The organism is Streptomyces glaucescens, from assembly GCF_000761215.1.
Classification (GTDB): domain Bacteria; phylum Actinomycetota; class Actinomycetes; order Streptomycetales; family Streptomycetaceae; genus Streptomyces; species Streptomyces glaucescens_B.
Genome location: NZ_CP009438.1, coordinates 4,606,006 through 4,629,254, shown reverse-complemented (window position 1 = coordinate 4,629,254; position 23,249 = coordinate 4,606,006). Strand labels below are relative to the sequence as shown.

At 73.3% G+C, this 23,249-nt stretch carries 23 protein-coding genes; 7 read left to right on the top strand and 16 right to left on the bottom strand.

The genetic code is table 11. The features are described from left to right. Positions 1–92 precede the first annotated feature (92 nt). Genes SGLAU_RS20155 through SGLAU_RS20140 form a run of 4 tightly spaced genes read left to right on the top strand, consistent with a single transcriptional unit; the run spans position 93 to position 5,557 of the window. Complete coding sequence (locus SGLAU_RS20155; RefSeq protein ID WP_043503379.1) at positions 93–1,424, top strand: ABC transporter substrate-binding protein; 1,332 nt, start codon at positions 93–95, stop codon at positions 1,422–1,424. Further along, a complete protein-coding gene (locus SGLAU_RS20150) occupies positions 1,406–2,299 on the top strand; it encodes a carbohydrate ABC transporter permease (protein ID WP_052413829.1) in 894 nt (297 codons plus the stop codon). The genes SGLAU_RS20155 and SGLAU_RS20150 overlap by 19 nt, the downstream gene beginning before the upstream one ends. A gap of 4 nt (positions 2,300–2,303) precedes the next feature. After that, a complete protein-coding gene (locus SGLAU_RS20145; protein WP_043503376.1) occupies positions 2,304–3,206 on the top strand; it encodes a carbohydrate ABC transporter permease in 903 nt (300 codons plus the stop codon). A 38-nt stretch (positions 3,207–3,244) separates the two neighbouring features. Continuing rightward, complete coding sequence (locus SGLAU_RS20140) at positions 3,245–5,557, top strand: glycoside hydrolase family 3 N-terminal domain-containing protein (RefSeq protein ID WP_043503373.1); 2,313 nt, start codon at positions 3,245–3,247, stop codon at positions 5,555–5,557. A gap of 3 nt (positions 5,558–5,560) precedes the next feature. On the opposite strand, the gene SGLAU_RS20135 is transcribed toward SGLAU_RS20140, so the two are convergent. The 4 genes from SGLAU_RS20135 to tsaB are packed head-to-tail and all read right to left on the bottom strand — an operon-like array spanning position 5,561 to position 8,115. Further along, positions 5,561–5,830, bottom strand: coding sequence for a hypothetical protein (locus SGLAU_RS20135; RefSeq protein WP_043503371.1), 270 nt, complete (start codon positions 5,828–5,830; stop codon positions 5,561–5,563). Then, entirely contained in the window at positions 5,827–6,927 is a 1,101-nt protein-coding gene (gene tsaD, locus SGLAU_RS20130) for a tRNA (adenosine(37)-N6)-threonylcarbamoyltransferase complex transferase subunit TsaD (RefSeq protein WP_043503370.1), read from the bottom strand. The genes SGLAU_RS20135 and tsaD overlap by 4 nt, the downstream gene beginning before the upstream one ends. After that, on the bottom strand, positions 6,920–7,432 hold the full coding sequence (gene rimI / locus SGLAU_RS20125; RefSeq protein WP_043506836.1) for a ribosomal protein S18-alanine N-acetyltransferase: 513 nt from the start codon (positions 7,430–7,432) through the stop codon (positions 6,920–6,922). Before rimI ends, tsaD begins: the two co-directional genes overlap by 8 nt. Positions 7,433–7,461: 29 nt before the next feature. Further along, on the bottom strand, positions 7,462–8,115 hold the full coding sequence (gene tsaB / locus SGLAU_RS20120; RefSeq protein WP_043503368.1) for a tRNA (adenosine(37)-N6)-threonylcarbamoyltransferase complex dimerization subunit type 1 TsaB: 654 nt from the start codon (positions 8,113–8,115) through the stop codon (positions 7,462–7,464). Positions 8,116–8,243: 128 nt separating this feature from the next. Here tsaB and SGLAU_RS20115 point away from each other — a divergent pair, with 128 nt between their 5' ends. Next, complete coding sequence (locus SGLAU_RS20115; protein WP_043503366.1) at positions 8,244–8,795, top strand: L,D-transpeptidase; 552 nt, start codon at positions 8,244–8,246, stop codon at positions 8,793–8,795. A gap of 20 nt (positions 8,796–8,815) precedes the next feature. Here SGLAU_RS20115 and SGLAU_RS35700 read toward each other — a convergent pair whose 3' ends face one another. The 9 genes from SGLAU_RS35700 to SGLAU_RS20075 form a co-directional block, all read right to left on the bottom strand. Then, a complete protein-coding gene (locus SGLAU_RS35700; RefSeq protein WP_167551856.1) occupies positions 8,816–8,980 on the bottom strand; it encodes a hypothetical protein in 165 nt (54 codons plus the stop codon). Between the two features lie 214 nt (positions 8,981–9,194). Then, positions 9,195–9,737, bottom strand: coding sequence for a tRNA (adenosine(37)-N6)-threonylcarbamoyltransferase complex ATPase subunit type 1 TsaE (gene tsaE / locus SGLAU_RS20110; RefSeq protein ID WP_043503364.1), 543 nt, complete (start codon positions 9,735–9,737; stop codon positions 9,195–9,197). Continuing rightward, complete coding sequence (locus tag SGLAU_RS20105) at positions 9,703–10,953, bottom strand: alpha/beta fold hydrolase (RefSeq protein ID WP_043506833.1); 1,251 nt, start codon at positions 10,951–10,953, stop codon at positions 9,703–9,705. The genes tsaE and SGLAU_RS20105 overlap by 35 nt, the downstream gene beginning before the upstream one ends. Positions 10,954–10,963: 10 nt before the next feature. Beyond that, entirely contained in the window at positions 10,964–12,175 is a 1,212-nt protein-coding gene (alr, locus tag SGLAU_RS20100; RefSeq protein ID WP_043503363.1) for an alanine racemase, read from the bottom strand. Between the two features lie 221 nt (positions 12,176–12,396). Beyond that, positions 12,397–13,863, bottom strand: a complete 1,467-nt coding sequence (locus SGLAU_RS20095) for a bifunctional ADP-dependent NAD(P)H-hydrate dehydratase/NAD(P)H-hydrate epimerase (RefSeq protein WP_043503362.1) — start codon at positions 13,861–13,863, stop codon at positions 12,397–12,399. Positions 13,864–13,967: 104 nt separating this feature from the next. Next, a complete protein-coding gene (locus SGLAU_RS20090; RefSeq protein WP_043503361.1) occupies positions 13,968–14,339 on the bottom strand; it encodes a holo-ACP synthase in 372 nt (123 codons plus the stop codon). Positions 14,340–14,461: 122 nt separating this feature from the next. Further along, positions 14,462–16,309, bottom strand: a complete 1,848-nt coding sequence (gene glmS, locus SGLAU_RS20085) for a glutamine--fructose-6-phosphate transaminase (isomerizing) (RefSeq protein ID WP_043503360.1) — start codon at positions 16,307–16,309, stop codon at positions 14,462–14,464. A gap of 105 nt (positions 16,310–16,414) precedes the next feature. Then, positions 16,415–17,224: an ABC transporter permease gene (locus tag SGLAU_RS20080; protein ID WP_043503358.1), complete on the bottom strand. Its 810-nt coding sequence runs from the start codon at positions 17,222–17,224 to the stop codon at positions 16,415–16,417. Next, positions 17,221–18,231: a daunorubicin resistance protein DrrA family ABC transporter ATP-binding protein gene (locus tag SGLAU_RS20075; RefSeq protein ID WP_043503357.1), complete on the bottom strand. Its 1,011-nt coding sequence runs from the start codon at positions 18,229–18,231 to the stop codon at positions 17,221–17,223. The genes SGLAU_RS20080 and SGLAU_RS20075 overlap by 4 nt, the downstream gene beginning before the upstream one ends. Positions 18,232–18,434: 203 nt before the next feature. Here SGLAU_RS20075 and coaA point away from each other — a divergent pair, with 203 nt between their 5' ends. Beyond that, on the top strand, positions 18,435–19,403 hold the full coding sequence (coaA, locus tag SGLAU_RS20070) for a type I pantothenate kinase (RefSeq protein ID WP_052414126.1): 969 nt from the start codon (positions 18,435–18,437) through the stop codon (positions 19,401–19,403). A gap of 32 nt (positions 19,404–19,435) precedes the next feature. After that, positions 19,436–20,374 (top strand): DUF389 domain-containing protein, encoded by a 939-nt coding sequence (locus SGLAU_RS20065; protein WP_043503355.1) that lies wholly within the window; start codon positions 19,436–19,438, stop codon positions 20,372–20,374. A gap of 85 nt (positions 20,375–20,459) precedes the next feature. Here the strand turns inward: SGLAU_RS20065 and glmM are convergent, their stop codons facing one another. From glmM to rplM, 3 genes are all read right to left on the bottom strand, one after another. Next, positions 20,460–21,818, bottom strand: coding sequence for a phosphoglucosamine mutase (gene glmM / locus SGLAU_RS20060; RefSeq protein ID WP_043503353.1), 1,359 nt, complete (start codon positions 21,816–21,818; stop codon positions 20,460–20,462). A gap of 234 nt (positions 21,819–22,052) precedes the next feature. Continuing rightward, on the bottom strand, positions 22,053–22,565 hold the full coding sequence (gene rpsI / locus SGLAU_RS20055; RefSeq protein ID WP_043503351.1) for a 30S ribosomal protein S9: 513 nt from the start codon (positions 22,563–22,565) through the stop codon (positions 22,053–22,055). 42 nt (positions 22,566–22,607) lie between these two features. After that, positions 22,608–23,051 carry a 50S ribosomal protein L13 gene (gene rplM, locus SGLAU_RS20050; protein WP_019754543.1) on the bottom strand — a complete coding sequence of 148 codons (444 nt, stop codon included), beginning with the start codon at positions 23,049–23,051 and terminating at the stop codon, positions 22,608–22,610. Positions 23,052–23,249 lie beyond the last annotated feature (198 nt).

Below are 23,249 nucleotides of genomic sequence, written 5' to 3'. Positions count from 1 at the left end.
CCCCGCGCGGCGCCTTAGGTTCCCGGAACATTCGATATTCATCCCGAAACATTCGCCCTTCCGGGCGTCCAGAAAGTCGAAAGGTTGCTGCCATGGGGTCCCACACGTCCATCGGCGGACGTTCGTTCAGCAGACGCTGGGTGCTCGGTGCCGGCGCCACCACCCTGCTCACCACCGGCCTGTCCGCCTGCGGCTCCTCCGGCGGCTCCGGCAGCGGCGGCGGCACCCTCACCGCCTTCGTCTACGGCGACGACGCGGTGAAGGTCCAGCAGGCGGCCGTGGACCGCTTCAACAAGTCGGCCGCGGCGAAGAAGGCGGGCGGCACGATCAAGCTGGAGCGCATCCCCGGCTCCGACTACTCCCCCAAGCTGCGCACCGCCATGGGCTCGCCCGGCGCGCCGGACGTGTTCTTCAACTGGGGCGGCGGCTCGATCAAGCCGTACGTCGAGGCGGGCAAGCTGATCGACCTCACTGACATCATCGAGAACGACGAGGTGCTGAAGAAGGGCTTCTTGCCCTCGGTGCTCGCGGCCGGCGACCTCAAGGGCCGCCACTACGGCGTCCCCATGCGCGGCATGCAGCCGGTGATCCTCTTCTACAACAAGTCCGTCTTCGCCGAGCACAAGCTGACCCCGCCCACCACCTGGGACCAGCTCCTCGACATCAACGCCAAGCTGAAGCGGGCGGGCGTCACCCCGTTCGCGCTCGGCGGCTCCGACATCTGGCCGGAACTGATGTGGCTGGAGTACCTGGTCGACCGGCTCGGCGGCCCGGAGGTCTTCCGGCGCATCCAGGACGGCGACGCCGAGGGCTGGGGCGACCCGGCGGTGCTGAAGGCGGCCGAGATGGTGCGGGACCTGGTCGACGACGGCGCGTTCGGCTCCAAGTTCACCTCGGTGTCGTACGTCAACGGCGGCGCCCCCGCCGTCTTCGCCAAGGGCAAGGCGGCGATGCACCTGATGGGCTCCTGGGAGTACTCCACGCAGCTCGGCAAGTTCCCCGACTTCGCGAAGAAGGACCTGGGCTGGGCGCCCTTCCCGAAGATCGAGGGCGGCACCGGCGACGCCCGCAACGTGGTCGGCAACCCCACCAACTACTGGTCCGTCAACGCCCGCGTCAGCAACAAGGACGCCGCGATCGCCTTCCTCAAGGAGTCCGCCTCCCGCGAGTACGCCAGGGACCTGGTGGCCAACGGCGACGTGCCGACGACGTCGAACGCGGCCCTGCTGCTCGGTGACGCGCCGAACCCCGAGTACGCCCGCTTCCAGTACCAGATGGTGGAGGAGGCACCCGCCTTCACCCTCTCCTGGGACCAGGCGCTCGGCGACGAGCTGGGCACCAAGATGCACACCGAGATCAGCAAGCTGTTCGCGGGGAAGTCGTCGCCGAGCCGGTTCGTGGCCGCCTGCAAGGGGCTGAAGTGAGCGAGGCCGCCACCAAGCCCGCCAGGGCCCGGGCGGGGCGTCCGCGCGCCGTCTGGGCCCTGCCCGGGGTGCTCTTCTTCGCGTTCTTCGCGGTCGTCCCGATGGTCCTGGCCTTCTACCTGTCGTTCACGGAGTGGGACGGCCTGGGCGACCCCCGGCCGGTCGGCCTGGACAACTGGAAGAAGCTGATCGACGACCCGCGCATCACCCAGTCCCTGTGGCTGACGTTCCTGCTGACGGTCTGCTCCTGGCTCTTCCAGACGGTCGTCGCCCTGCTCCTCGGCGTCTGGGCGGCGGGCAAGCAGCGCAACCGCGCGGTCCTCTCCGCGATCTTCTTCACCCCGCTGCTGCTGTCCTCGACCGCCGTCGCGCTGCTGTTCTACGCCCTGCTCGACCCGAACTTCGGCATCATCCAGAAGGACACCCTCGGCTCCTCCAGCGGGGCGTTCCTCGCGATCGTGTTCGTGGGCGGCTGGCAGTTCATGCCGCTGCACACGCTGATCTACCAGGGCGGCGCCCGCCAGATCCCGCAGGTGCTGTACCAGGCCGCGGCCATCGACGGCGCCGGCCCGCTGCGCCAGTTCTTCTCGATCACGCTGCCGCAGCTGCGGCACACCGTCACCACGTCCAGCGTGCTGATCATCGTCGGCTCGCTGACGTACTTCGAGACCGTCCTGATCCTCACCAAGGGCGGCCCCGGCACGGACACGGCGATCCTGCCGTACCTGATGTACGAGGCGGGCTTCAAGTCGTACGACTTCGGCTACGCCAGCGCCATCGCGTCCTTCCTGGTCGTGACGGCCACCGGTCTCTCCCTGCTGCTGGTCCGGCTGACCGGTTTCGGCACCATGCGCAGCACCCGCGAAGGGATGTGACGAAGTGTCACACGATACGTTGCCGCGTCCCGCGAAGCTCCGCGAGCCCAGCCCGCCGCCCGGGCGGACGTCCCGCGCCCGGCGGCCCTGGACCAGGCGCGCCAACCCGGTCGCGGGCCTCGGCTCGCTGATCTGGCTGGTCGTCGTCCTCGTCCCGATCTACGCGATGCTCTCGGCGTCGCTGACCCGCCAGGACCAGCTGCTCGAGGGCAACCCGCTCAAGCCTCCGCCCGACCCCACCCTCGACAACTACAACACCGTCCTGAACAGCGGTTTCGGCCACCTCCTCGCCAACACGGCGGTCGTCGCGGCGGCGGTCGTCGGCCTGGTGCTGGTGCTCTCCGTGCCGCTGGCGTACGTGGCCGTGCGCACCCGCAACCGCTGGTCCGGCGCCGCGTTCCGGCTCTTCCTGCTGGGCGTGGCGATCCCCGCCCAGGCGGTCGTCGTCCCGCTGTACCTGCTGATCGCCGAGCTCGGCCTCTACGACACCCTGCCCGCCGTGATCCTGCCGACGGCGGCCTTCGCGATGCCGGTGTCCGTGCTGATCCTCACCGGCACCCTCCGGGACATCTCGGAGGAGCTGTACGAGGCGATGGCCCTGGACGGCGCCTCCTCGCTGCGGATGCTGTTCCAGCTGGTGATCCCGCTCGCCAAGGGCGGCATCAGCACGGTGGTGATCTACTCCGCGCTCCAGGCGTGGAACGGCTTCCTCTTCCCGCTGATCTTCACCCAGTCGGACGGCCCCCGGGTCCTCACCCTCGGACTCTTCAACTACGTCAGCCAGTTCGGGGTCAACGTCCCCGCGCTGCTCGCCTCGGTCGTCCTGTCCGGCATCCCGATCTTCGCCGTCTACCTGGTCGCCCGGCGCGCCCTCGTCAGCGGCCTGATGGGAGTGGGCGGCAAGTGACACCGGCCTCCGACCCCACCGTTATCGACAGGAGTTCCATGACCAGCCCCTGGCGTGACCGCGCCCTGCCCACCGCCGCCCGGGTCGAGGACCTGCTCTCCCGGATGACCCTGGAAGAGAAGACGGCCCAGCTGTACGGCGTGTGGGTGGGCGCCGCCACGGACGGCGCCGGTGTCGCCCCGCACCAGCACGACATGGCCGCCGAGCACTCCGAGGAGGAGTGGGAGGAGCTGATCACCCGCGGTCTCGGCCAGCTCACCCGCCCCTTCGGCACCGCCCCCGTCGACCCGGAGACCGGCGCCCGGTCCCTGGCCAGCGCCCAGCGGCGGATCGCCGGGGCGGGCCGGTTCGGCATCCCGGCGATGGCGCACGAGGAGTGCCTCGCGGGCTTCACCGCGTGGGGTGCGACGGCGTACCCGGTGCCGCTGGCCTGGGGTGCCTCCTTCGACCCCGCGCTGGTGGAGGAGATGGCCCGGCGCATCGGCCACGACCTGCGCTCGGTCGGCGTCCACCAGGGCCTCGCCCCGGTCCTGGACGTCGTGCGCGATCTGCGCTGGGGCCGGGTGGAGGAGACGATCGGCGAGGACCCGTACCTGGTGGGCACGGTCGGCGCGGCCTACGTGCGCGGCCTGGAGTCGGCCGGGATCGTCGCCACGCTGAAGCACTTCGCCGGCTACGCCGCCTCGGCGGGCGCCCGCAACCTGGCCCCGGTGCGGGCGGGCGTGCGGGAGTTCGCGGACATCACCCTGCCGCCGTTCGAGCACGCGCTGCGCGAGGGCGGCGCCCGCTCGGTGATGGCCGCCTACACCGAGACCGACGGCGTGCCCGCCTCGGCCGACCCCGGGCTGCTCACCGGCCTGCTGCGCGAGGAGTGGGGCTTCGACGGCACGGTGGTCGCCGACTACTTCGCCGTCGGCTTCCTGCAGACCCTGCACCGCGTCGCCGGCACCGACGCCGAGGCGGCCCACGCCGCGCTGGCGGCCGGCATCGACGTCGAACTGCCCACCGTGAAGTGCTACGGCGAGCCGCTGCTGGAGGCGGTGCGGGCGGGCGAGGTCCCCGAGGCGCTGATCGACCGGGCCGTCAGACGCGTCCTCACCCAGAAGTGCGAACTGGGCCTGCTCGACGAGGACTGGACGCCCGAGCCCACCGGCCCGATCGACCTGGACTCGGCGGCCAACCGCGCCCTGGCCCGCCGCCTCGCGGAGGAGTCGGTGGTGCTGCTGGCCAACCCGGACGACCTGCTGCCGCTGTCCCCCGACACCCGGATCGCCGTCGTCGGACCACGCGCCGCCGACCCGCTGGCCATGCTGGGCTGCTACTCCTTCCCCTCCCACGTGGGCGTCCAGCACCCCGAGATCCCCATGGGCATCGAGATCCCCACCCTGCTGGAGGCCCTGCGCGGCGAACTCCCGGACGCCAAGATCACCTACACCGAGGGCTGCGACACCTCCGACCCGGACCGTTCCGGCTTCGAGGAGGCGGTGGCCCGGGCCGCCGAGGCCGACGTGTGCGTGGCCGTGCTCGGCGACCGGGCGGGCCTGTTCGGGCGGGGCACGTCGGGCGAGGGCTGCGACGCGCTGGACCTGCGCCTCCCCGGCGTGCAGGGCGAGCTGCTGGACGCGCTGGTGGCGACCGGCGTCCCGGTGGTCCTGGTGCTGCTGACCGGCCGCCCCTACGCGCTCGGCCGCTGGGACGGGCGGCTCGGCGCGGTGGTGCAGGCGTTCTTCCCCGGCGAGGAGGGCGGCCCGGCGGTGGCGGGCGTGCTGTCGGGCCGGGTGAACCCGTCGGGCCGGCTCCCGGTGAGCGTGCCGCGTGCCCCCGGCGGACAGCCGTGGACGTACCTCCAGCCGCCGCTGGGCCTGGCCGGCGAGGTCAGCAACCTGGACCCGACCCCGCTGTACCCGTTCGGCCACGGCCGCTCGTACACGGCGTTCGCCTGGGAGGACTTCGACGGCGGGGCCCCGGAGCTGGGCACCGACGGCTCCTGCGACGTGTCCGTCACCGTCCGCAACACCGGTGACCGGGCGGGCGCCGAGGTCGTGCAGCTGTACCTGCACGACCCGGTGGCCCGGGTCACCCGGCCGGACGTCCGCCTGGTCGGCTACCAGCGGGTGTCCCTGGAGCCCGGCGAGACGGCCCGGGTGACCTTCCGCTTCCCGGCCGCCCTGTCGTCCTTCACCGACCGCACCGGCCGCCGGGTGGTCGAGCCGGGCGCGCTCCAGCTCCGTCTGGCCGCGTCCAGCACGGACGTGCGGCACACCGCGGAGCTGACGCTCACCGGACCGGAGCGGATCCTGGGCCCGGACCGGCCGCTGCGCTGCGAGACGGAGGTGCGGCCGCTCGGCTGAGCCTCAGCCGCCCGCGGGGCCGGAGGCCACCGGCTCGAACCGCCACCGGTGCACCGCGCGGGTCACCAGGTCACCCGCCGGCTCGGGCAGTTCGGGCAGCCGGGCGTCGTAGGCGGCGTCCCACCAGGTGATGACGAGCACCCGGTCCTGCGGGGCGCGGAAGGTCTCCCGCCGCAGCGGGGCCGGGTCCAGCTCCTGGGCGCGGACCCAGGCCAGCAGTTCCTCGCCCCTGCCGGGCACCGCCCGCGCCTCCCACATCAGTGCGACCGTCACGCGTACAGGTTCTCCTCGCCGGCCTCGTGCACGTGGTCGTGGTGGTGTCCGGGGACGTGCGGGTCGGTCACCGGCAGGGAGGAGTCGGCGGACAGGTCCCAGCTGGAGGCGGCCCGGCCCCGGGCGACCATCTCCGCGCCGAGGGCGGCCACCATGGCGCCGTTGTCGGTGCACAGCTTGGGGCGCGGCACCCGCAGCCGGATGCCGGCCCGCTCGCAGCGCTCCTGGGCGAGGGCCCGCAGCCGGGAGTTGGCGGCGACGCCGCCGCCGATCATCAGGTGGTCGACGCCCTCGTCCTTGCAGGCGCGCACGGCCTTGCGGGTGAGCACGTCCACGACCGCCTCCTGGAAGGACGCCGCGACATCGCGCACCGGCACCTCCTCGCCGGCGGCCCGCTTGGCCTCGATCCAGCGGGCCACGGCCGTCTTCAGGCCGGAGAAGGAGAAGTCGTACGCCGGGTCGCGCGGGCCGGTGAGCCCGCGTGGGAAGGCGATCGCCTCCGGGTCGCCCTCGCGGGCGTAGCGGTCGATGACCGGGCCGCCGGGGAAGCCCAGGTTCAGCACCCGGGCGATCTTGTCGAAGGCCTCGCCGGCCGCGTCGTCGATGGTCGCGCCCATCGGGCGGACGTCGGAGGTGATGTCGGAGGACAGCAGCAGCGAGGAGTGCCCGCCGGAGACCAGCAGCGCCATCGTCGGCTCGGGCAGCGGGCCGTGCTCCAGCTGGTCGACGCAGATGTGCGAGGCGAGGTGGTTGACGCCGTAGAGCGGCTTGCCGAGCGCGTAGGCGTAGGCCTTGGCCGCGGACACGCCGACCAGCAGGGCGCCCGCGAGGCCGGGACCGGCGGTGACGGCGATGCCGTCGAGGTCCCTGGCGCTGACCCCGGCCTCCTTCAGCGCGCGGTCGATGGTGGGCACCATCGCCTCCAGGTGGGCGCGGGAGGCGACCTCGGGGACGACACCGCCGAAGCGGGCGTGCTCGTCGACGCTGGAGGCGACGGCGTCGGCGAGCAGCGTGGTGCCGCGGACGATGCCGACACCGGTCTCGTCGCAGGAGGTCTCGATGCCGAGTACGAGAGGCTCGTCGCGTGAGTCAGTCATGGGTCTGGGTTCCTTGTGCGGAGGGGGCGCCGGCGGCGGGGGCGCTGTCAGGCAGGGTGGTCAGGCGCATCACCAGGGCGTCCACGTTGCCGGGCTGGTAGTAGCCGCGCCGGAAGCCGATGGGCTCGAAGCCGAAGCGCTCGTACAGCTTCTGCGCGCGCACGTTGTCCACGCGGCACTCCAGCATCACCTCGGCGCACTCGAAGGCGGTCGCGGCCCGCAGGAGTTCGCTCAGCAGCCGGGCGCCGAGGCCGGTGCCCCAGTGCTCGCGGGCGACGGCGATGGTCTGGACGTCGGCGGTCTCACCGGCGGAGGCGAGTCCGGCGTAGCCGACGATCCGGCCGCCGCCGTCCTGCCCGCCGTCCTCGGCGACGAGGTACCGCCGGGTCGCCTCGGGGCCGCGAGCGTGCGCCAGTTCGGACCAGAACATGCCTCGCGACCAGGCGTCCTCGGGGAAGAGGGCCCGCTCCAGTTCGAGTACGGGGTCGATGTCCCACCAGCGCATCTCGCGCAGCCGGGGGGTCGGGGTGCCGGTCACTTGGGGGTGACCACCTTGTAGTTCTTGGGGACCTGGGCGTCGGGCCGGCGCAGGTACAGCGGCCGGGGGGCGGGCAGTTCCTCACCGGCGGCCAGTCTGCGGGCGGCCAGGGAGGCGAGCGCGGCGGCGGAGACGTGCTCGGGCTCGTGCGCGCGGGGGAAGACGTCCGGGTAGAGCAGCGCGCCGGCGCCGACCGCGGGCAGGTCGGCGACCTGTGCGGCGATGTCGGCGGGCCGGTCGACGGCCGGGCCGGTCACCCGGGTGCGGGAGTCGGCGTACCTGGCCCAGTAGACCTCCTTGCGGCGGGCGTCCGTGGCCACGACGAAGGGGCCTTCCAGGTCGGCGGCGTAGGCGAGCCCGTCGAGGGTGCACACGCCGTGCACGGGGACGCCGAGGGCCAGGCCGAAGGTGTCGGCGGTCATCAGGCCGACGCGCAGCCCGGTGTAGGGACCGGGACCGGTGCCGACGACGATGCCGGTCACGGCGTCGAGCGCGAGCCCGGCCTCGGTGAGCACCCGGTCGACGGCGGGCAGCAGCAACTCGCCGTGCCGGCGCGCGTCCACCTGGCTGGACGAGGCGATGACGTCCGTGCCGTCGTGCAGGGCGACGGTGACGGCGGGGGTGGCGGTATCCAGAGCGAGCAAGAGCACGCCAACAGCCTACGGCTCCCCGGGACCCGTGTCGGAAGTCCCGGTCCCCCGCTCCCCGGCTGCTACCGTCGCCTACCGTTACGGAAGTATCAGGATCTTTCGGACATACGACACGGAGGTGGGCGCCCGTGGCCAGCAGCAGTGCCGGGTTCGTGACCGGGCTGACGACGGCGGCGATGGTGACGGTCGGGTACCTCGCCTACCAGGCGTCGGCGAACGTTCCGGCCGACCTGGCGCAGCCGCGGGCCGGCAAGCCCGCGGCGGCCGTGTCGAAGGCGCCGCGTGACGTGCGGCACCCGGCGGCGCTGCCGGCCGGCTCGGGCCGGGGCGAGCGGGTCGTGTACTCGCTGGCCGACGACCGGGTGTGGCTGGTGGCCCCGGGCGACAAGGTGCTGCGCACCTTCGCCGTCACACCGGGCACGGTGGACCCGGAGACCGGCGTCTACGCCGTCACGTCACGCTCGAACCGGATCACCGGCACGGACGGCGCCCTCATCGAGCACGTGGTCCGCTTCGCCGACGCGGACGGTGTGACGATCGGTTTCAGCGCGGCGGTGGACGGCTCCACCATGCCCCCGGACCGGCGCACCCGCGCCGGCGGGATCCGGGCGTCCCGCGCCGACGGGGACGCGATGTGGGACTTCGCGACGATCGGCCAGAAGGTCGTCGTCATCCGATAGGGGGAACGCCGGTCCGGCGGTCACGCGGCCTCGCGGTGCCCGCCCCGCTGCTCGGCTTCCGGCCGGCGGGGCTCGCGCGGCGGCGTGGAGACCGCCGTCGCCGCCGCACAGGACGCCAGCAGGTCGCGCATGGACACCGCGGGCACCGCGCGCGGCCGCGTCTCATCTCGTTCCGGAGCCTGCATGGACGCCTCCTGGGACCTGGCGGCGGACGTGGTTAGGCAGACCTAACTACGAACGGGATACCATGTGACCACGCCCGGCCGCCCCGGCGCAATATCTTCCCGACGTCCCGTCGGGAAGATGCCGACGGGACGTCGGTGACGATCCGCGGGGGGTGTGCCGCCGTACGGCGCGTGCGTGCGGCGCGGTCCCGGGAGTCCGGACTCCCGCCGGCGCTCAGGCGGTCAGCGCGTTCAGGTCCGCCGTGGCCCAGCGCCCGCCGATCCCGGTCAGCGTCACGTGCCGCACCTCGTCCGTCGTGTCGCCCACGGCCCGGTGGATGACGACGTGCAGCCGGTCGTCGGTCAGCTCCTCGACCTTGCCCTCGCCCCACTCCACGACGATCACCGAGTCCGGCAGCGAGACGTCGAGGTCCAGGTCCTCCATCTCGTCCAGTCCGCCGGACAGCCGGTAGGCGTCCACGTGGACGAGCGGCGGACCGTCGCCGAGCGAGGGGTGCACGCGGGCGATCACGAACGTCGGGGAGGTGACCGCGCCGCGCACGCCCAGCCCCTCGCCGAGGCCGCGGGTCAGGGTGGTCTTGCCGGCGCCCAGCTCCCCGGTGAGCATCACCAGGTCGCCGGCGCGCAGCAGTTTCGCGAGCCGGCGGCCCAGCTCGCGCATCTGGTCGGGGGAGGTGACGGTCAGCTCGGTGACGGCCGGGCCGTTTCGGGCCGGGTCGTGCTCAGCCGGGTCGTGCGGTGCCGCTGGTGCTTCCATAGCCACCCACGGTAGCCCCTGCGGGCACGGCACCCGCGCGGGTGAGCAGGTCGGCGAGGCGGTCGGTGACCACCTCCGGGTGCTCCAGCATCACCAGGTGCCCGGCGTCCGGCACCAGCACCAGCTCGGCGTCCGGCAGCAGATCGGCGATGGCCTCGCTGTGCCGGCTGGGCGTCACCAGGTCCTGCACCCCGGCCAGCACCAGCACCGGCAGCTCGGCGAAGCGGGCCAGCGCCGCCGTCTTGTCGTGCTCGGTGAAGGCCGGGTAGAACTCGGCGACCACGTCGATCGGGGTGCTTTCGATCATCCGCTCGGCGAAGCGCTCCACCGCCGGGTCGACGTCCCGGGAAGCGAACGAGTACCGCTTGATGATCCCGGCGAACAGGTCGGCGGTGGCCCGCCGTCCCTTCTCCACCAGCTCGGCCCGCTGCCCCAGCGCCCTCAGCACCCCGGGCAGCACCCGGCGCACCGCGTTGACCCCGGCGACCGGCAGCCCGAAGTTGACCTCGCCGAGCTGCCCCGAGGACGTGCCGACGAGTGCCACGGCGACCACCCGCTCCCGGATCAGCTCCGGGTACTGGTCGGCCAGCGCCATCACCGTCATCCCGCCCATGGAGTGCCCGACCAGCACGATCGGCCCCTCCGGCACGGCGGCGTCGAGCACGGCCTTCAGATCACGGCCGAGCTGGTCGATGCTGACCGGCGTCCCGTCCCGGAGCTGCGCCGCCCCACGCCCCGACCGGCCGTGGCTGCGCTGGTCCCAGTGCACGGTGCGCACCACCCCGCGCAGCGCCGCGCGCTGGAAGTGCCAGGAGTCCTGCCCCAGGCAGTAGCCGTGGCTGAACACCACCGTGACGGGCGCGGGCGCCTTGCGGCCGAAGAGCCGGCGGCGGCGCGGGCTGACGGCCTCGCCGGTGTCCGGCTCGACGTCGTCGACCTCGTAGTACAGCTCCGTGCCGTCGTCGGCGTACGCCTTGCCGGGGGTGCCGCGCAGCGCGCCGTACGGGCCCGTCGAGTCCAGGGCGAGGCGGGCCTTGCGGCGCATCCCGCGCCCCACGGTCATCCGCTCCAGCGCCACCCCCGCGGCGGCGCCCGCGGCCAGCACGCCTATCGCGGCGCCCGCGATCCCGGTCGCCCGGCGCCAGTTCCCGGCCGCCCCCGTGGCGGAGACGAGGGCCGCGGCGTCCGCGACCGCCTCCGCGTTGCTCTGGCTCACCTGCCGCTCCTCACCGGCCGGCGTCGCCGTGCGCCGGCCGAGCACCCTCGTGCGGGTCCTCGTTCACGTAGACGCGGGGCACCCGGGTCCCGATCCGCGTCACGATCTCGTACGCGATGGTCCCCGCGGCCTGCGCCCAGTCCTCCGCAGTGGGTTCCCCGCGATCGCCCGGCCCGAACAGCACCGCCTGCTCGCCCGGCGCGGGCTCGTCACCGCCGAGGTCGACGACGAACTGGTCCATCGCCACGCGCCCCGCGACCGTCCGCCACTTGCCGCCGATCAGCACCGGTCCGGCGCCCGAGGCGTGCCGGGGGATGCCGTCCGCGTAGCCGAGGGGGACCAGGCCGAGGGTGGTCTCGCCCGGGGTCGTGTAGTGGTGGCCGTAGCTCACGCCGTGCCCGCCCGGCACCTGCTTCACCAGGGCCAGTGACGCGGAGAGGGTCATGACCGGCCGCAGTCCGAAGTCCGCGGGGGTGCCGAGTTCCGGGCTGGGCGAGACGCCGTAGAGCGCGATGCCCGGGCGGACGAGGTCGAAGTGGGCCTCGGGGAGGGTGAGGGTGGCCGGTGAGTTGGCGATGTGCCGCACCTCCGGGCGCGCGCCCCGGTCCTCCGCGTACGCCACCATCTCGCGGAACAGGGCGAGCTGGGCGGCGACGGAGGGGTGGCCCGGCTCGTCGGCGCAGGCGAAGTGCGACCACAGGCCGGTGATGCGCACCAGGCCCTCCCGCTCGGCGCGCAGCGCGGCCCCGACCAGTTCCTCCCAGTCGCGGCCGGGCGGGCAGCCGTTGCGCCCGAGCCCGGTGTCGGCCTTGAGCTGCACCCGCGCCGGCGCTCCCGCCAGCCGTGCGGCGGCGGTGACCTCCCGCAGCGCCCACATCCCGCTCAGGGACACGTCGATGCCGGCCTCGACGGCCTCCCGCCACGGCCCGCCGGGGGTCCACAGCCAGCACAGGATCCGCACGTCCGCGGGGACCGCCCCGGAGGCCCGCAGCACCAGCGCCTCCTCCGGCGTGGCGGTGCCCAGCCAGGTCGCCCCCGCCGCCACGGCCGCGCGGGCACACGGCACCGCGCCGTGGCCGTACGCCTCGGACTTCACCACGGCCATCAGGGCCGCGCCGGGCGCGTGGGCACGCAGGGCCCGCACATTGGCGCGCAGCGCGGCCAGGTCGATCTCGGCGCGGGCGCGCAGCGGGGCGGTCGGCAGATGTGCAGTCGTACTCATCGCGCCCAGTGTCTCAGAGGCCCCCGGCGGCCCGGCCGACCGCGGGGGTGCGGCGGCTCGCCGGGGCCGGTTCCCGGGCGCCTGGCCGCGGTCCCGCACGGACACGTCCCGGTCCGCGGCCTCGTCGCCACGCGCCGCACCCGGACCGGCCCGCCGCCGAGGCCCGCACGGGCGCCCCGGTGCGGCTCCGGCTCCGGGCCCGGCTCGGCCGGGCGCCCGGCTCAGCCCGTGCCGCCCGGGCCGAGGGCGCCCGCACGGACGTCCCGCCAGGCCCTCGGCACCGCCTCCGCCACGTCCCGGGCCCCCACCGGCGCCCCCTGGGCCGCGAACCTCCCGGCCAGCCCGTGCAGATACGCCCCGGCGCTGCCCGCGTCGACCGCGGAGAGCCCCGCCGCCAGCAGCGACCCCGCCAGCCCGGACAGCACGTCCCCGCTGCCGGCCGTGGCGAGCCAGGGGGTGCCCGTCGGGTTCACCCGGACCGTGCCCGCGCCACCCGCCGGGGCCACCAGGGTCGACGACCCCTTCAGCAGCACCGCCGCGCCGTACCGGCCCGCCAGCTCCCGCACCGCCGCCAGCCGCGCCCCCTCGACCTCCTCGCGGCTCACCCCGAGCAGCGCCGCCGCCTCCCCGGCGTGCGGGGTCATGAGGGTGGGCGCCGTCCGCGCCCGTACGGCCCCGGCGTCGGCCAGCCGCAGCCCGTCGGCGTCGACGAGCACGGGCACCTCGGCCGCCAGCACCTCCGCGACCGTCCCGGCGTCGTCCCCGGCGCCCGGCCCGACGACCCAGGCCTGGACGCGCCCCGCCCGCTTCGGCCCCCGGTCGGACACGAGCGTCTCGGGGAAGCGGGCGATGACCGCGTCCCCGGCGGGCCCCACGTACCGCACCGCACCGGCGCCCCCGCGCAGCGCCCCGGCGACCGCCAGCACCGCCGCCCCGGGGTACCGCGCCGACCCGGCGGCGATGCCCACCACCCCGCGCCGGTACTTGTCGCTCTCCGCCGCCGGCTCCGGCAGCAGCGCCGCCACCTCCGCGTGCTGGAGCGCCTCCAGCTCGGGATCGGCGGGCAGCTCGGCCCCGAGCCCGATGTCGACGAGCCGTACCGGGCCGGCGTACTCGCGCGCCGGATCGATCAGCAGCCCCGGCTTGTGCGTCCCGAAGGTCACGGTCAGGTCGGCCCGCAGGGCCGCGCCCCGCACCTCGCCGGTGTCCGCGTCGACCCCGCTCGGCAGGTCGACGGCGACGACGGCGGCCCGGGAACGCGCGGCGGCCCGGGCGAGGGGGACGGCCTCGGCCCGCAGCCCGCCCTTGCCGCCGATGCCGACGATCCCGTCGACGACCAGGTCGGCCCGCTCGATCAGGCGCTCCCCCGCTCCGGGGTCCGCGACCGTGCCGCCCGCCCGGCGCAGTGCCGCGAGTCCGCCCGGGTGCGCCCGCCCGGGTGAGAGGAGGACGGCCGTGACGCCCGCGCCCCGGCGGGCGAGCCGGGCCCCGGCGTGGAGGGCGTCGCCCCCGTTGTCCCCGCTGCCGACGAGCAGCACCACCCGGCTGCCGTACACCCGCCCCAGCAGTTGCGCGCAGGCGGTGGCGAGGCCCGCCGCCGCCCGCTGCATCAAGGTGCCTTCCGGCAGCCGCGCCATCAGTGCCCGCTCCGCCGCCCTGACCGTCTCCACGCCGTACGCAGTCCGCATGCGTCCGAGTCTCCCGTACGTCGATCAGGTTGTCCGTCGCACGGCAGGAGGAGCCGCGCGCACGGCGGCCGTTCCTCTCCGCCGAGGCGGGTGGCGGCGCGCGCTCACCCCTCGGCGATCACCACCGCCGAGGCCACCCCCGCGTCATGACTGAGGGACACATGCCAGGAGCGGACGCCCAGTTCGGCCGCCCGGGCCGCGACCGTGCCGGTGACCCGCAGCCGGGGCCGGCCGCTGTCCTCGACGTAGACCTCCGCGTCCGTCCAGAGCAGACCGGGCGGCGCGCCCAGGGCCTTGGCCAGGGCCTCCTTCGCCGCGAAGCGGGCGGCGAGGGACGCCGGGCCGCGGCGTTCCCCGCTGGGCAGCAGCAGTTCACTCGTCCGGAACAGGCGCTGGGCCAGCGCGGGGGTGCGCTCCAGGGACGCCGCGAAGCGGTCGATCTCGGCGACGTCGATTCCGACTCCGATGATGCTCATGGCGAGCACCCTACGGGCGGACGCCCGCGTGCCCGGGCTGCCGGCCCGCGGCGGCCTCCCGCTCCCCGCACGCCTGCGCGCCCCGGGGGCGGTGCGGTCGCCCGACGTGTCCGCCGGCGCGCCTACTCCACGGTCACCGACTTCGCCAGGTTCCGCGGCTGGTCCACCTCGTTGCCGCGGGCCGTGGCCAGCTCGCAGGCGAAGACCTGGAGCGGCACCGTCGCGACCAGTGGCTGGAGCAGGGTGGGGGTGGCGGGCACGCGGACGAGGTGGTCGGCGTACGGCACGACCGCCTCGTCGCCCTCCTCGGCGATGACGATGGTGCGGGCGCCGCGGGCGCGGATCTCCTGGATGTTGGAGACGATCTTGTCGTGCAGCACGGACCGGCCGCGCGGCGACGGCACGACCACCACGACCGGCAGGTCCTCCTCGATCAGCGCGATCGGCCCGTGCTTCAGCTCGCCCGCCGCGAAGCCCTCGGCGTGCATGTAGGCCAGTTCCTTGAGCTTGAGCGCGCCCTCCAGGGCCACCGGGTAGCCGACGTGACGGCCGAGGAAGAGCACGGTGTTCTTGTGCGCGAGGCCGCGCGCCAGCTCCCGCACCGGACCCATGGTCTCCAGCACCCGCTCGACCTCACCGGCGATCTTCGACAGCTCGCGGACGACGTCCCGGATCTCGTCGCCCCACTTGGTGCCGCGCACCTGGCCCAGGTAGAGGGCGACCAGGTAGCAGGCGACGAGCTGGGTGAGGAACGCCTTCGTGGAGGCGACGGCGACCTCGGGTCCGGCGTGCGTGTAGAGCACGGCGTCCGACTCGCGCGGGATCGTCGAGCCGTTGGTGTTGCAGATCGCCAGCACCCGGGAGCCCTGCTCGCGGGCGTGCCGCAGGGCCATCAGGGTGTCCATGGTCTCGCCGGACTGGGAGATCGCGATGACCAGCGTCTGCGGGTCGAGAATCGGGTCGCGGTAGCGGAACTCGCTGGCCAGCTCCACCTCGCAGGGGATCCGCGTCCAGTGCTCGATGGCGTACTTGGCGATCAGCCCGGCGTGGAAGGCCGTACCGCACGCCACGATGACGACCTTGTCGGCCTCGCGCAGCACGTTCGGCGGGATGCGCACCTCGTCCAGTGTGAGCGATCCGGACGCGTCGACGCGGCCGAGCAGGGTGTCGGCGACCGCCTTGGGCTGCTCGGCGATCTCCTTGAGCATGAAGTAGTCGTAGCCGCCCTTCTCGGCGGCCGAGGCGTCCCAGTCGACGTGGTAGGCGCGCACGTCGGCGGGGCGGCCGTCGAAGCCGGTGACGGTCACGCCGTCCCGGCGGAGCTCGGCCACCTGGTCCTGGCCGAGTTCGATCGCGTCGCGGGTGTGGGCGATGAACGCGGCGACGTCCGAGGCGAGGAAGGCCTCGTCCTCACCGACGCCGACGACGAGCGGGGAGTTGCGGCGGGCGCCGACCACCACGTCCGGCTCGTCGGCGTGCACCGCGACCAGGGTGAACGCGCCCTCCAGCCGCCGGCACACCAGCCGCATCGCCTCGGCGAGGTCCGCGCACGAGGAGAACTCCTCGGCGAGCAGGTGCGCCACGACCTCGGTGTCGGTCTCCGAGCTCAGCTCGTGTCCGCGCTCGGTGAGTTCGGCACGCAGCGCGGCGAAGTTCTCGATGATGCCGTTGTGGACGACGGCGACCCGGCCCGCGTTGTCCAGGTGCGGGTGGGCGTTGGCGTCGGTCGGGCCGCCGTGGGTGGCCCAGCGGGTGTGCCCGATGCCGGTGGTCCCGGTCGGCAGGGGCCGCTCCGCCAGTTCCTTCTCCAGGTTGTCCAGCTTCCCGGCCCGCTTGGCGGCGGCCAGCCCGCCGTCCGCGAGCACGGCGACGCCCGCGGAGTCGTAGCCCCGGTACTCCAGCCGCTTCAGCCCGGCCATCACGACATCGAGCGCCGCCTGCGGCCCCACGTATCCCACGATTCCGCACATGAGCGGCAGCCTACGGTCGTTCCGCGCCCGGAACCCGCTTCCGCGTGCCCGGAATCGGAAATTCCCACCGGGGTACGAGTCTCGTACGCCTCTCCGGGCCCCTTCTCAGGTCTTGGCGCGGTACGCGCGCATCGCCAGCGGACAGAAGACCAGCGCGATCCCCGCCGCCCAGACCAGCGACCACAGGACCGGCTCCGCCACCGGCCCGCCGAGCAGCAGCCCGCGGAACGCGTCCGACAGATGGGTCACCGGATTCACGTCGCTCCACGCCTGGAGCCACCCCGGCATGGTGTCCACGACGACGAACGCGCTGCTGGTGAAGGTGATCGGGAAGATCAGCGTGAACGCGAACGCCTGCACCTTCTCCGCGTCCCCGGCGAGCATCCCGATCAGCACCGCGCTCCACGACACGGCCGCGGCGAACACCACCAGCAGCACCACGCCGAGCAGGAACCCGCCGAATCCCCCGGTGATCCGGAAGCCGAGCAGCAGCCCGAGGCCGATCATCAGCAGCATCGCCCACACGTGCTTGGCGAGGTCCGCGGTGATCCGCCCGACCAGCGGCGCGGAGCGGGCGATCGGCAGGCTGCGCAGCCGGTCGAAGACGCCCTTGGTGAGGTCGGTGTTGAGGGCCATCGCCGTGTACATCGTCATGAACAGGGTGTTCTGCACGATGATCCCCGGCAGCGCGTACTTCAGGTACGCCTCCGGGGATCCGGCCATCTGGCCGCCCAGCACATAGGTGAAGAGGAACACGAACATGATCGGCGTGATGCTGTAGTCGACCAGTTCGAGCGGGTTGTGCTTCACGGCGACCAGGCTGCGCCAGGCCATCGTGAAGGTCTGCCGCATCCCGGCCAGGGGCGGCACCCGGCCCGAGGCGCCGACCGGTGCGGTGACGGTGCCGGCGGTCATGGCCGCACCACCGCCTTCCGCGGCTCGTTCTCTTCCTCCCCGACGGCCGCGCCGCCGTCGCCGTCGGGCGCCCCGGGCTCGGCGCGGTGACCGGTCAGGGCGAGGAAGACCTCGTCGAGCGAGGAGCGGCGCAGCGCCAGCTCCCCCACCGCGATGCCCTCCCGGTCCAGTGCGCGCACGACGGCCGGCATCAGCTCGGCGTCCTTCACCGGGGCGGTGACCGTCTCTCCCTCGATCCTGGCCTGTGCTCCGGCGGCCCCCGCCACCAGGGCGTGGGCCCGCGTCAGGTCCCGGCCGAGGATCGGCCGGAGCTCCAGCACCTGCCCGCCGACCTGCGACTTCAGCTGGTCGGGGGTGCCTTCGGCGATCACCCGGCCCTTGTCGATGACCACGATGTCGTCGGCGAGCACATCGGCCTCGTTCAGGTACTGCGTGGTCAGCAGGGCCGTCGCCCCGTCCGCGACGAGAGCGCGCAGCATGCCCCACAGCTCGCCGCGGCTGTGCGGGTCGAGGCCGGTGGTCGGCTCGTCGAGGAAGAGGATGCTGGGCCGGCCGACGAGACTGGCCGCGAGGTCCAGGCGGCGGCGCATCCCGCCGGAGAAGGTCTTCACGGCCCGCCCGGCCGCGTGCGTCAGCCCGAAGCGCTCCAGCAGCTCCGCGGCCCGCGCCTTGGCGGTCCGCCGCGGCATCCCCAGCAGACGGCCGATGAGCAGCAGGTTCTCCGTGCCGGTCAGGTTCTCGTCGACCGCGGCGTACTGCCCGGTCAGACCGACCAGGGAACGCACCACCCCGGCCTCCCGGACCACGTCGTGCCCCGCCACCCGCGCCGTGCCGCGGTCCGGGCGCAGCAGCGTCGCGAAGATCCGCACCGCCGTGGTCTTCCCCGCGCCGTTGGGGCCCAGCAGTCCGAGCACCGAGCCCTTGCGGGCCGCGAGGTCGACGCCGGCCAGCGCCTCCGTCTCCCTGAACCGCTTGACCAGGCCTTCCGCCTCTATCGCATACGTCATGGGTCACCCCTCGGGGACGGTGGACCCGGGCCGGGCCCACCCTTCCCACAACTGTGACGCACGCCACTGACATTCCCCCCGTTCGCCCGCTTCCTCCCGGTATCCGCGCCCGGTGCGGGGTTCCGTTTCCCGCGTGACGGATCCCACCCCGCCGTCCGTTCGTACTCCCGTAACAATGGACTGTGATCTCCCCGGTCTCCTCGATGCCCCGGAGCGCCCACCGGCCCCGCCCGGAGGCGACTCCCTACGTCGACCTCACCCGCGCCGAGTGGAGCGCGCTGCGCGACAAGACGCCGCTGCCGCTCACCGCCGAGGAGGTCGAGAAGCTGCGCGGCCTCGGCGACGTCATCGACCTCGACGAGGTGCGGGACATCTACCTCCCGCTGTCCCGGCTGCTCAACCTCTACGTCGGCGCCACCGACGGCCTGCGCGGCGCGCTCAACACGTTCCTGGGCGAACAGGGCTCCCAGTCGGGCACCCCGTTCGTGATAGGGGTCGCCGGATCGGTCGCCGTCGGCAAGTCCACCGTCGCCCGCCTGCTCCAGGCGCTGCTCTCGCGCTGGCCGGAGCACCCCCGCGTCGAACTGGTCACCACGGACGGCTTCCTGCTGCCCACCCGGGAACTCCAGGCCCGCGGCCTGATGTCCCGCAAGGGCTTCCCGGAGTCCTACGACCGCCGCGCCCTGACCCGCTTCGTCGCCGACATCAAGGCCGGGAAGGACGAGGTCACCGCCCCCGTCTACTCCCACCTCATCTACGACATCGTGCCCGGCGAACGCCTCGTCGTGCGCCGCCCCGACATCCTCATCGTGGAGGGCCTGAACGTCCTCCAGCCCGCGCTGCCCGGCAAGGACGGCCGCACCCGGGTCGGCCTCGCCGACTACTTCGACTTCAGCGTGTACGTCGACGCCCGCGCCGAGGACATCGAGCGCTGGTACCTCAACCGGTTCCGCAAGCTGCGCGCCACCGCCTTCCAGAACCCCTCCTCCTACTTCCGCAGGTACACCCAGGTGTCGGAGGAGGAGGCCCTGGACTACGCCCGCACGATGTGGCGGACCATCAACAAGCCCAACCTGGTGGAGAACATCGCCCCCACCCGGGGCCGTGCCACCCTGGTCCTGCGCAAGGGCCCGGACCACACGGTGCAGCGCCTGAGCCTGCGCAAGCTGTAGGCCCGTCAGGGGGCGCCTGCTACAAAGGCGCCATGCTGCATCTGCGCCTGATCATTCCGGCCGGGAGGACCGACGCCGTGGTCGGCCTGATCGAGAACACGGTCGGCACCACCCACCTGGTCGTGCTGCCGGACGCCGCCCGCGACCCCGCCGGAGACGTCGTGATGTGCGACGTGGCCCGGGAGGCGGCGGACGAACTCATCGAGGGACTGCGGGCCTTCGGCCTCGACGAGTGCGGCTCGATCACGGCCGAGAACGTCGACCTCACCCTGTCCAGGCGTGCCGAGGAGGCGGAGCGGGCGGCGCCCGGCGAGGCCGCCGACGCGGTCGTGTGGGACCAGCTCGCGGAGGCCACGCACGAGGAGTCGACCCTCTCCGTCACCTATCTCGCGTTCATCACCCTGGCCACGATGATCGCGGCCTGTGGTGTGGTCCTCGACAACGCGATCCTGATCGTCGGCGCGATGGCGGTGGGCCCGGAGTTCGGCCCGCTGGCCGGACTGTGCACGGCCCTCGTCCAGCGCCGTCCCCGGCTGGCCCTGCGCTCCCTGATCGCGCTGCTGGCCGGCTTCGCCGCGGCGATGCTGGTCACGGCCGGGTTCAGCTATTTCATGGACGCCGTCGACCTGTTCAGCGCCGAAGCCGTGGACGCCGAACGGCCCAACACCAACTTCATCTACCGCCCCGACTGGTTCTCCTTCGTCGTGGCGGTCCTGGCGGGCTGCGCCGGCACCCTCTCGCTGACCTCGGCGAAGTCCGGCGCCCTGGTCGGCGTCGCCATCTCGGTCACGACGGTCCCGGCCGCCGCCAACGCAGCGGTCGCCTTCAGCTACGGCGCCTACCGCCAGGCCTGGGGCTCCACGGAACAGCTCCTGCTGAACCTGCTGGGCATCGTCCTGGCCGGCACGCTGACCCTCCTGGCCCAGAAGGCGCTGTGGGCCGGGAAGTCCCGCCCGTCGGGCACCCCGTGACGCAGGAAGGGGCGCGGGGAGCCGCGCGACCGGCCACGGTCGTCCCGTGGCCGGTGCCGCCCGGCACCCCGCGCCCCGGCCGGGACTACCCCAGCGCGGACTTCACGGCGTCGGCCAGCCGCCCCGCCACGGAGCGGGCCTGCTCGATGTCCGCCGCTTCCACCATCACCCGGACCAGCGGCTCGGTCCCGGAGGGCCGCAGCAGCACCCGGCCGGTGGCCCCCAGCTCCCGCTCCGCCTCGGCGACGGCGGCCGCCAGGTCGGCCGAGGTCGACACCCGCGACTTGTCCACGTCGGGCACGTTGACCAGCACCTGCGGCAGCCGCTCCATGACGGACGCCAGGTCCCGCAGCGACCGCCCGCTCTGCGCGACCCGGGCGGCCAGCAGCAGGCCGGTCAGCGTGCCGTCACCGGTGGTCGCGTGGTCGAGGATGATCACGTGCCCGGACTGCTCGCCGCCGAGGGCGAAGCCGTGCTCCTTCATCTCCTCCAGCACGTACCGGTCGCCGACCGCGGTCTGCACGAGCCGGATGCCCTCGCGTTCCAGGGCGAGCTTGAAGCCGAGGTTGGACATCACGGTGGCGACGACGGTGTCGGAGCGCAGCACCGAGCGCTCGCGCATGGCCAGTGCCAGCACGGCCAGGATCTGGTCGCCGTCGACCTCCTCGCCGGTGTGGTCCACGGCGAGGCAGCGGTCGGCGTCGCCGTCGTGCGCGATGCCGAAGTCCGCGCCGTGCTCGACGACGGCGGCCTTGAGCAGCCCGAGGTGGGTGGAGCCGCACCCGTCGTTGATGTTGAGCCCGTCGGGTTCGGCGCCGATGGTGATCACCTCGGCACCGGCCCGCGCGAAGGCGTCCGGGGACACCCGGGAGGCCGCGCCGTGCGCCTCGTCGAGGACGATCCTCAGGCCGTCGAGCCGGTTCGGCAGCACGCTGAGCAGGTGCTCGACGTACTGGCCGGCGCCCTCCTCGTAGGAGCGCACCCGGCCGACGCCGGCCCCGGTCGGCCGGTCCCACGGCGCGCCGGTGCGGTGCTCCTCGTAGACCGACTCGATGCGGTCCTCGATGTCGTCGGGGAGTTTGTGGCCGCCCCGGGCGAAGAACTTGATGCCGTTGTCGGGCATGGCGTTGTGGCTGGCGGAGAGCATGACGCCCAGGTCGGCACCGAGTGCCCCGGTGAGGTACGCCACCGCGGGGGTCGGCAGCACGCCGACGCGCAGCACGTCCACGCCCGCGCTGGCGAGGCCCGCGACCACGGCGGCCTCCAGGAACTCCCCGGACGCGCGCGGGTCACGCCCGACCACCGCGGTCGGCCGATGGCCCTCGAAGGTGCCCGCCTCGGCCAGCACGTGGGCCGCCGCGACGGACAGTCCGAGCGCCATCTCGGCGGTCAGGTCCGCGTTGGCGACACCGCGCACGCCGTCCGTGCCGAAGAGTCGTCCCACTTGTCCTCCTGAGGAAACATCTGTTCCGGAAAGCCCCGCCGCTTGCGGCCCGGGCGGGTGTGCGAGGCGCGGCCTCCGTGAATCCGGGGCGGCACACACCGCACCCGGTCATCCGATCGCACAAGCCTTAGAGCGTCTTGTGCCGTTATACGCCTGTGGTGGTGAATAAACGAACGCCCCGGCGGCACAGTGGCGTGCCGCCGGGGCGTTCGGAGTACGAGCAGGCAGCTGTGATTAGCGCTTGCTGTACTGCGGAGCCTTGCGGGCCTTCTTCAGACCGGCCTTCTTGCGCTCGACCGCACGGTCGTCGCGCTTGAGGAAGCCGGCCTTCTTCAGCGGGCCGCGGTTGTTGTCGACGTCGGCCTCGTTCAGCGCACGGGCGACACCGAGACGGAGCGCACCGGCCTGACCGGAGACACCGCCACCAGAGATACGGGCGATGACGTCGTAACGGCCCTCGAGCTCCAGCACCTTGAAGGGCTCGTTGACTTCCTGCTGGTGCACCTTGTTCGGGAAGTAGTCCTCGAGGGTGCGACCGTTGATCTTCCACTTGCCGGTGCCCGGAACGATCCGGACGCGGGCGATGGCTTCCTTGCGGCGGCCCAGGCCGGCGGCCGGCTGCGGGTCGCCGAAGCGGGAGGCCATGGACTCCGAGGTGTACTCGCCCTCGACGGGGACCTCGGACTCGGTGGTGTAGCTGTCGATGTCAAGCTCTTCGAGCGGCTGCTCGGCAGTGGTCTCGGCCACGATTCTCCTCAGATTCTGTTCAGTCTTAGGGGGTGGCCGGACTTACTGCGCGACCTGGGTGATCTCGTACGGCTGCGGCTGCTGCGCGCCGTGCGGGTGCTGGTCACCCTTGTAGACCTTCAGCTTCGAGAGCATCTGACGGCCCAGAGTGTTCTTGGGGAGCATGCCCTTGACGGCCTTCTCGATGGCCTTCTCGGGGTTCTTGTCGAGCAGCTCGTCGTAACGGACGGAGCGCAGACCACCCGGGTAGCCGGAGTGGCGGTACGCCATCTTCTGGGTCCGCTTGTTGCCGGAGAGGTGCACCTTGTCGGCGTTGATGATGATGACGAAGTCACCAGCGTCGACGTGCGGCGCGTAGATCGGCTTGTGCTTGCCCCGCAGAAGGGTGGCGGCGGTGCTGGCGAGACGGCCCAGGACAACGTCCTGAGCGTCGATGACGTGCCACTGGCGCGTCACATCGCCGGGCTTGGGGCTGTACGTACGCACGGTTCGTAGCCTTCGCTTCGAGTGAATGGTCCTAGACAAGGTCACCGAAACGATCACGACAGCCTTGACCGCACCGCGGTGACGCAAACCGCGTGCTGGTCGCTGGTCATCGGCCCGGTGGACCGGTGTAAGGGCCCGTCCCGTGAGAATGAGCAAGCCAATACACAACGAACATGCAGGATACCCGCGCCGACCCGG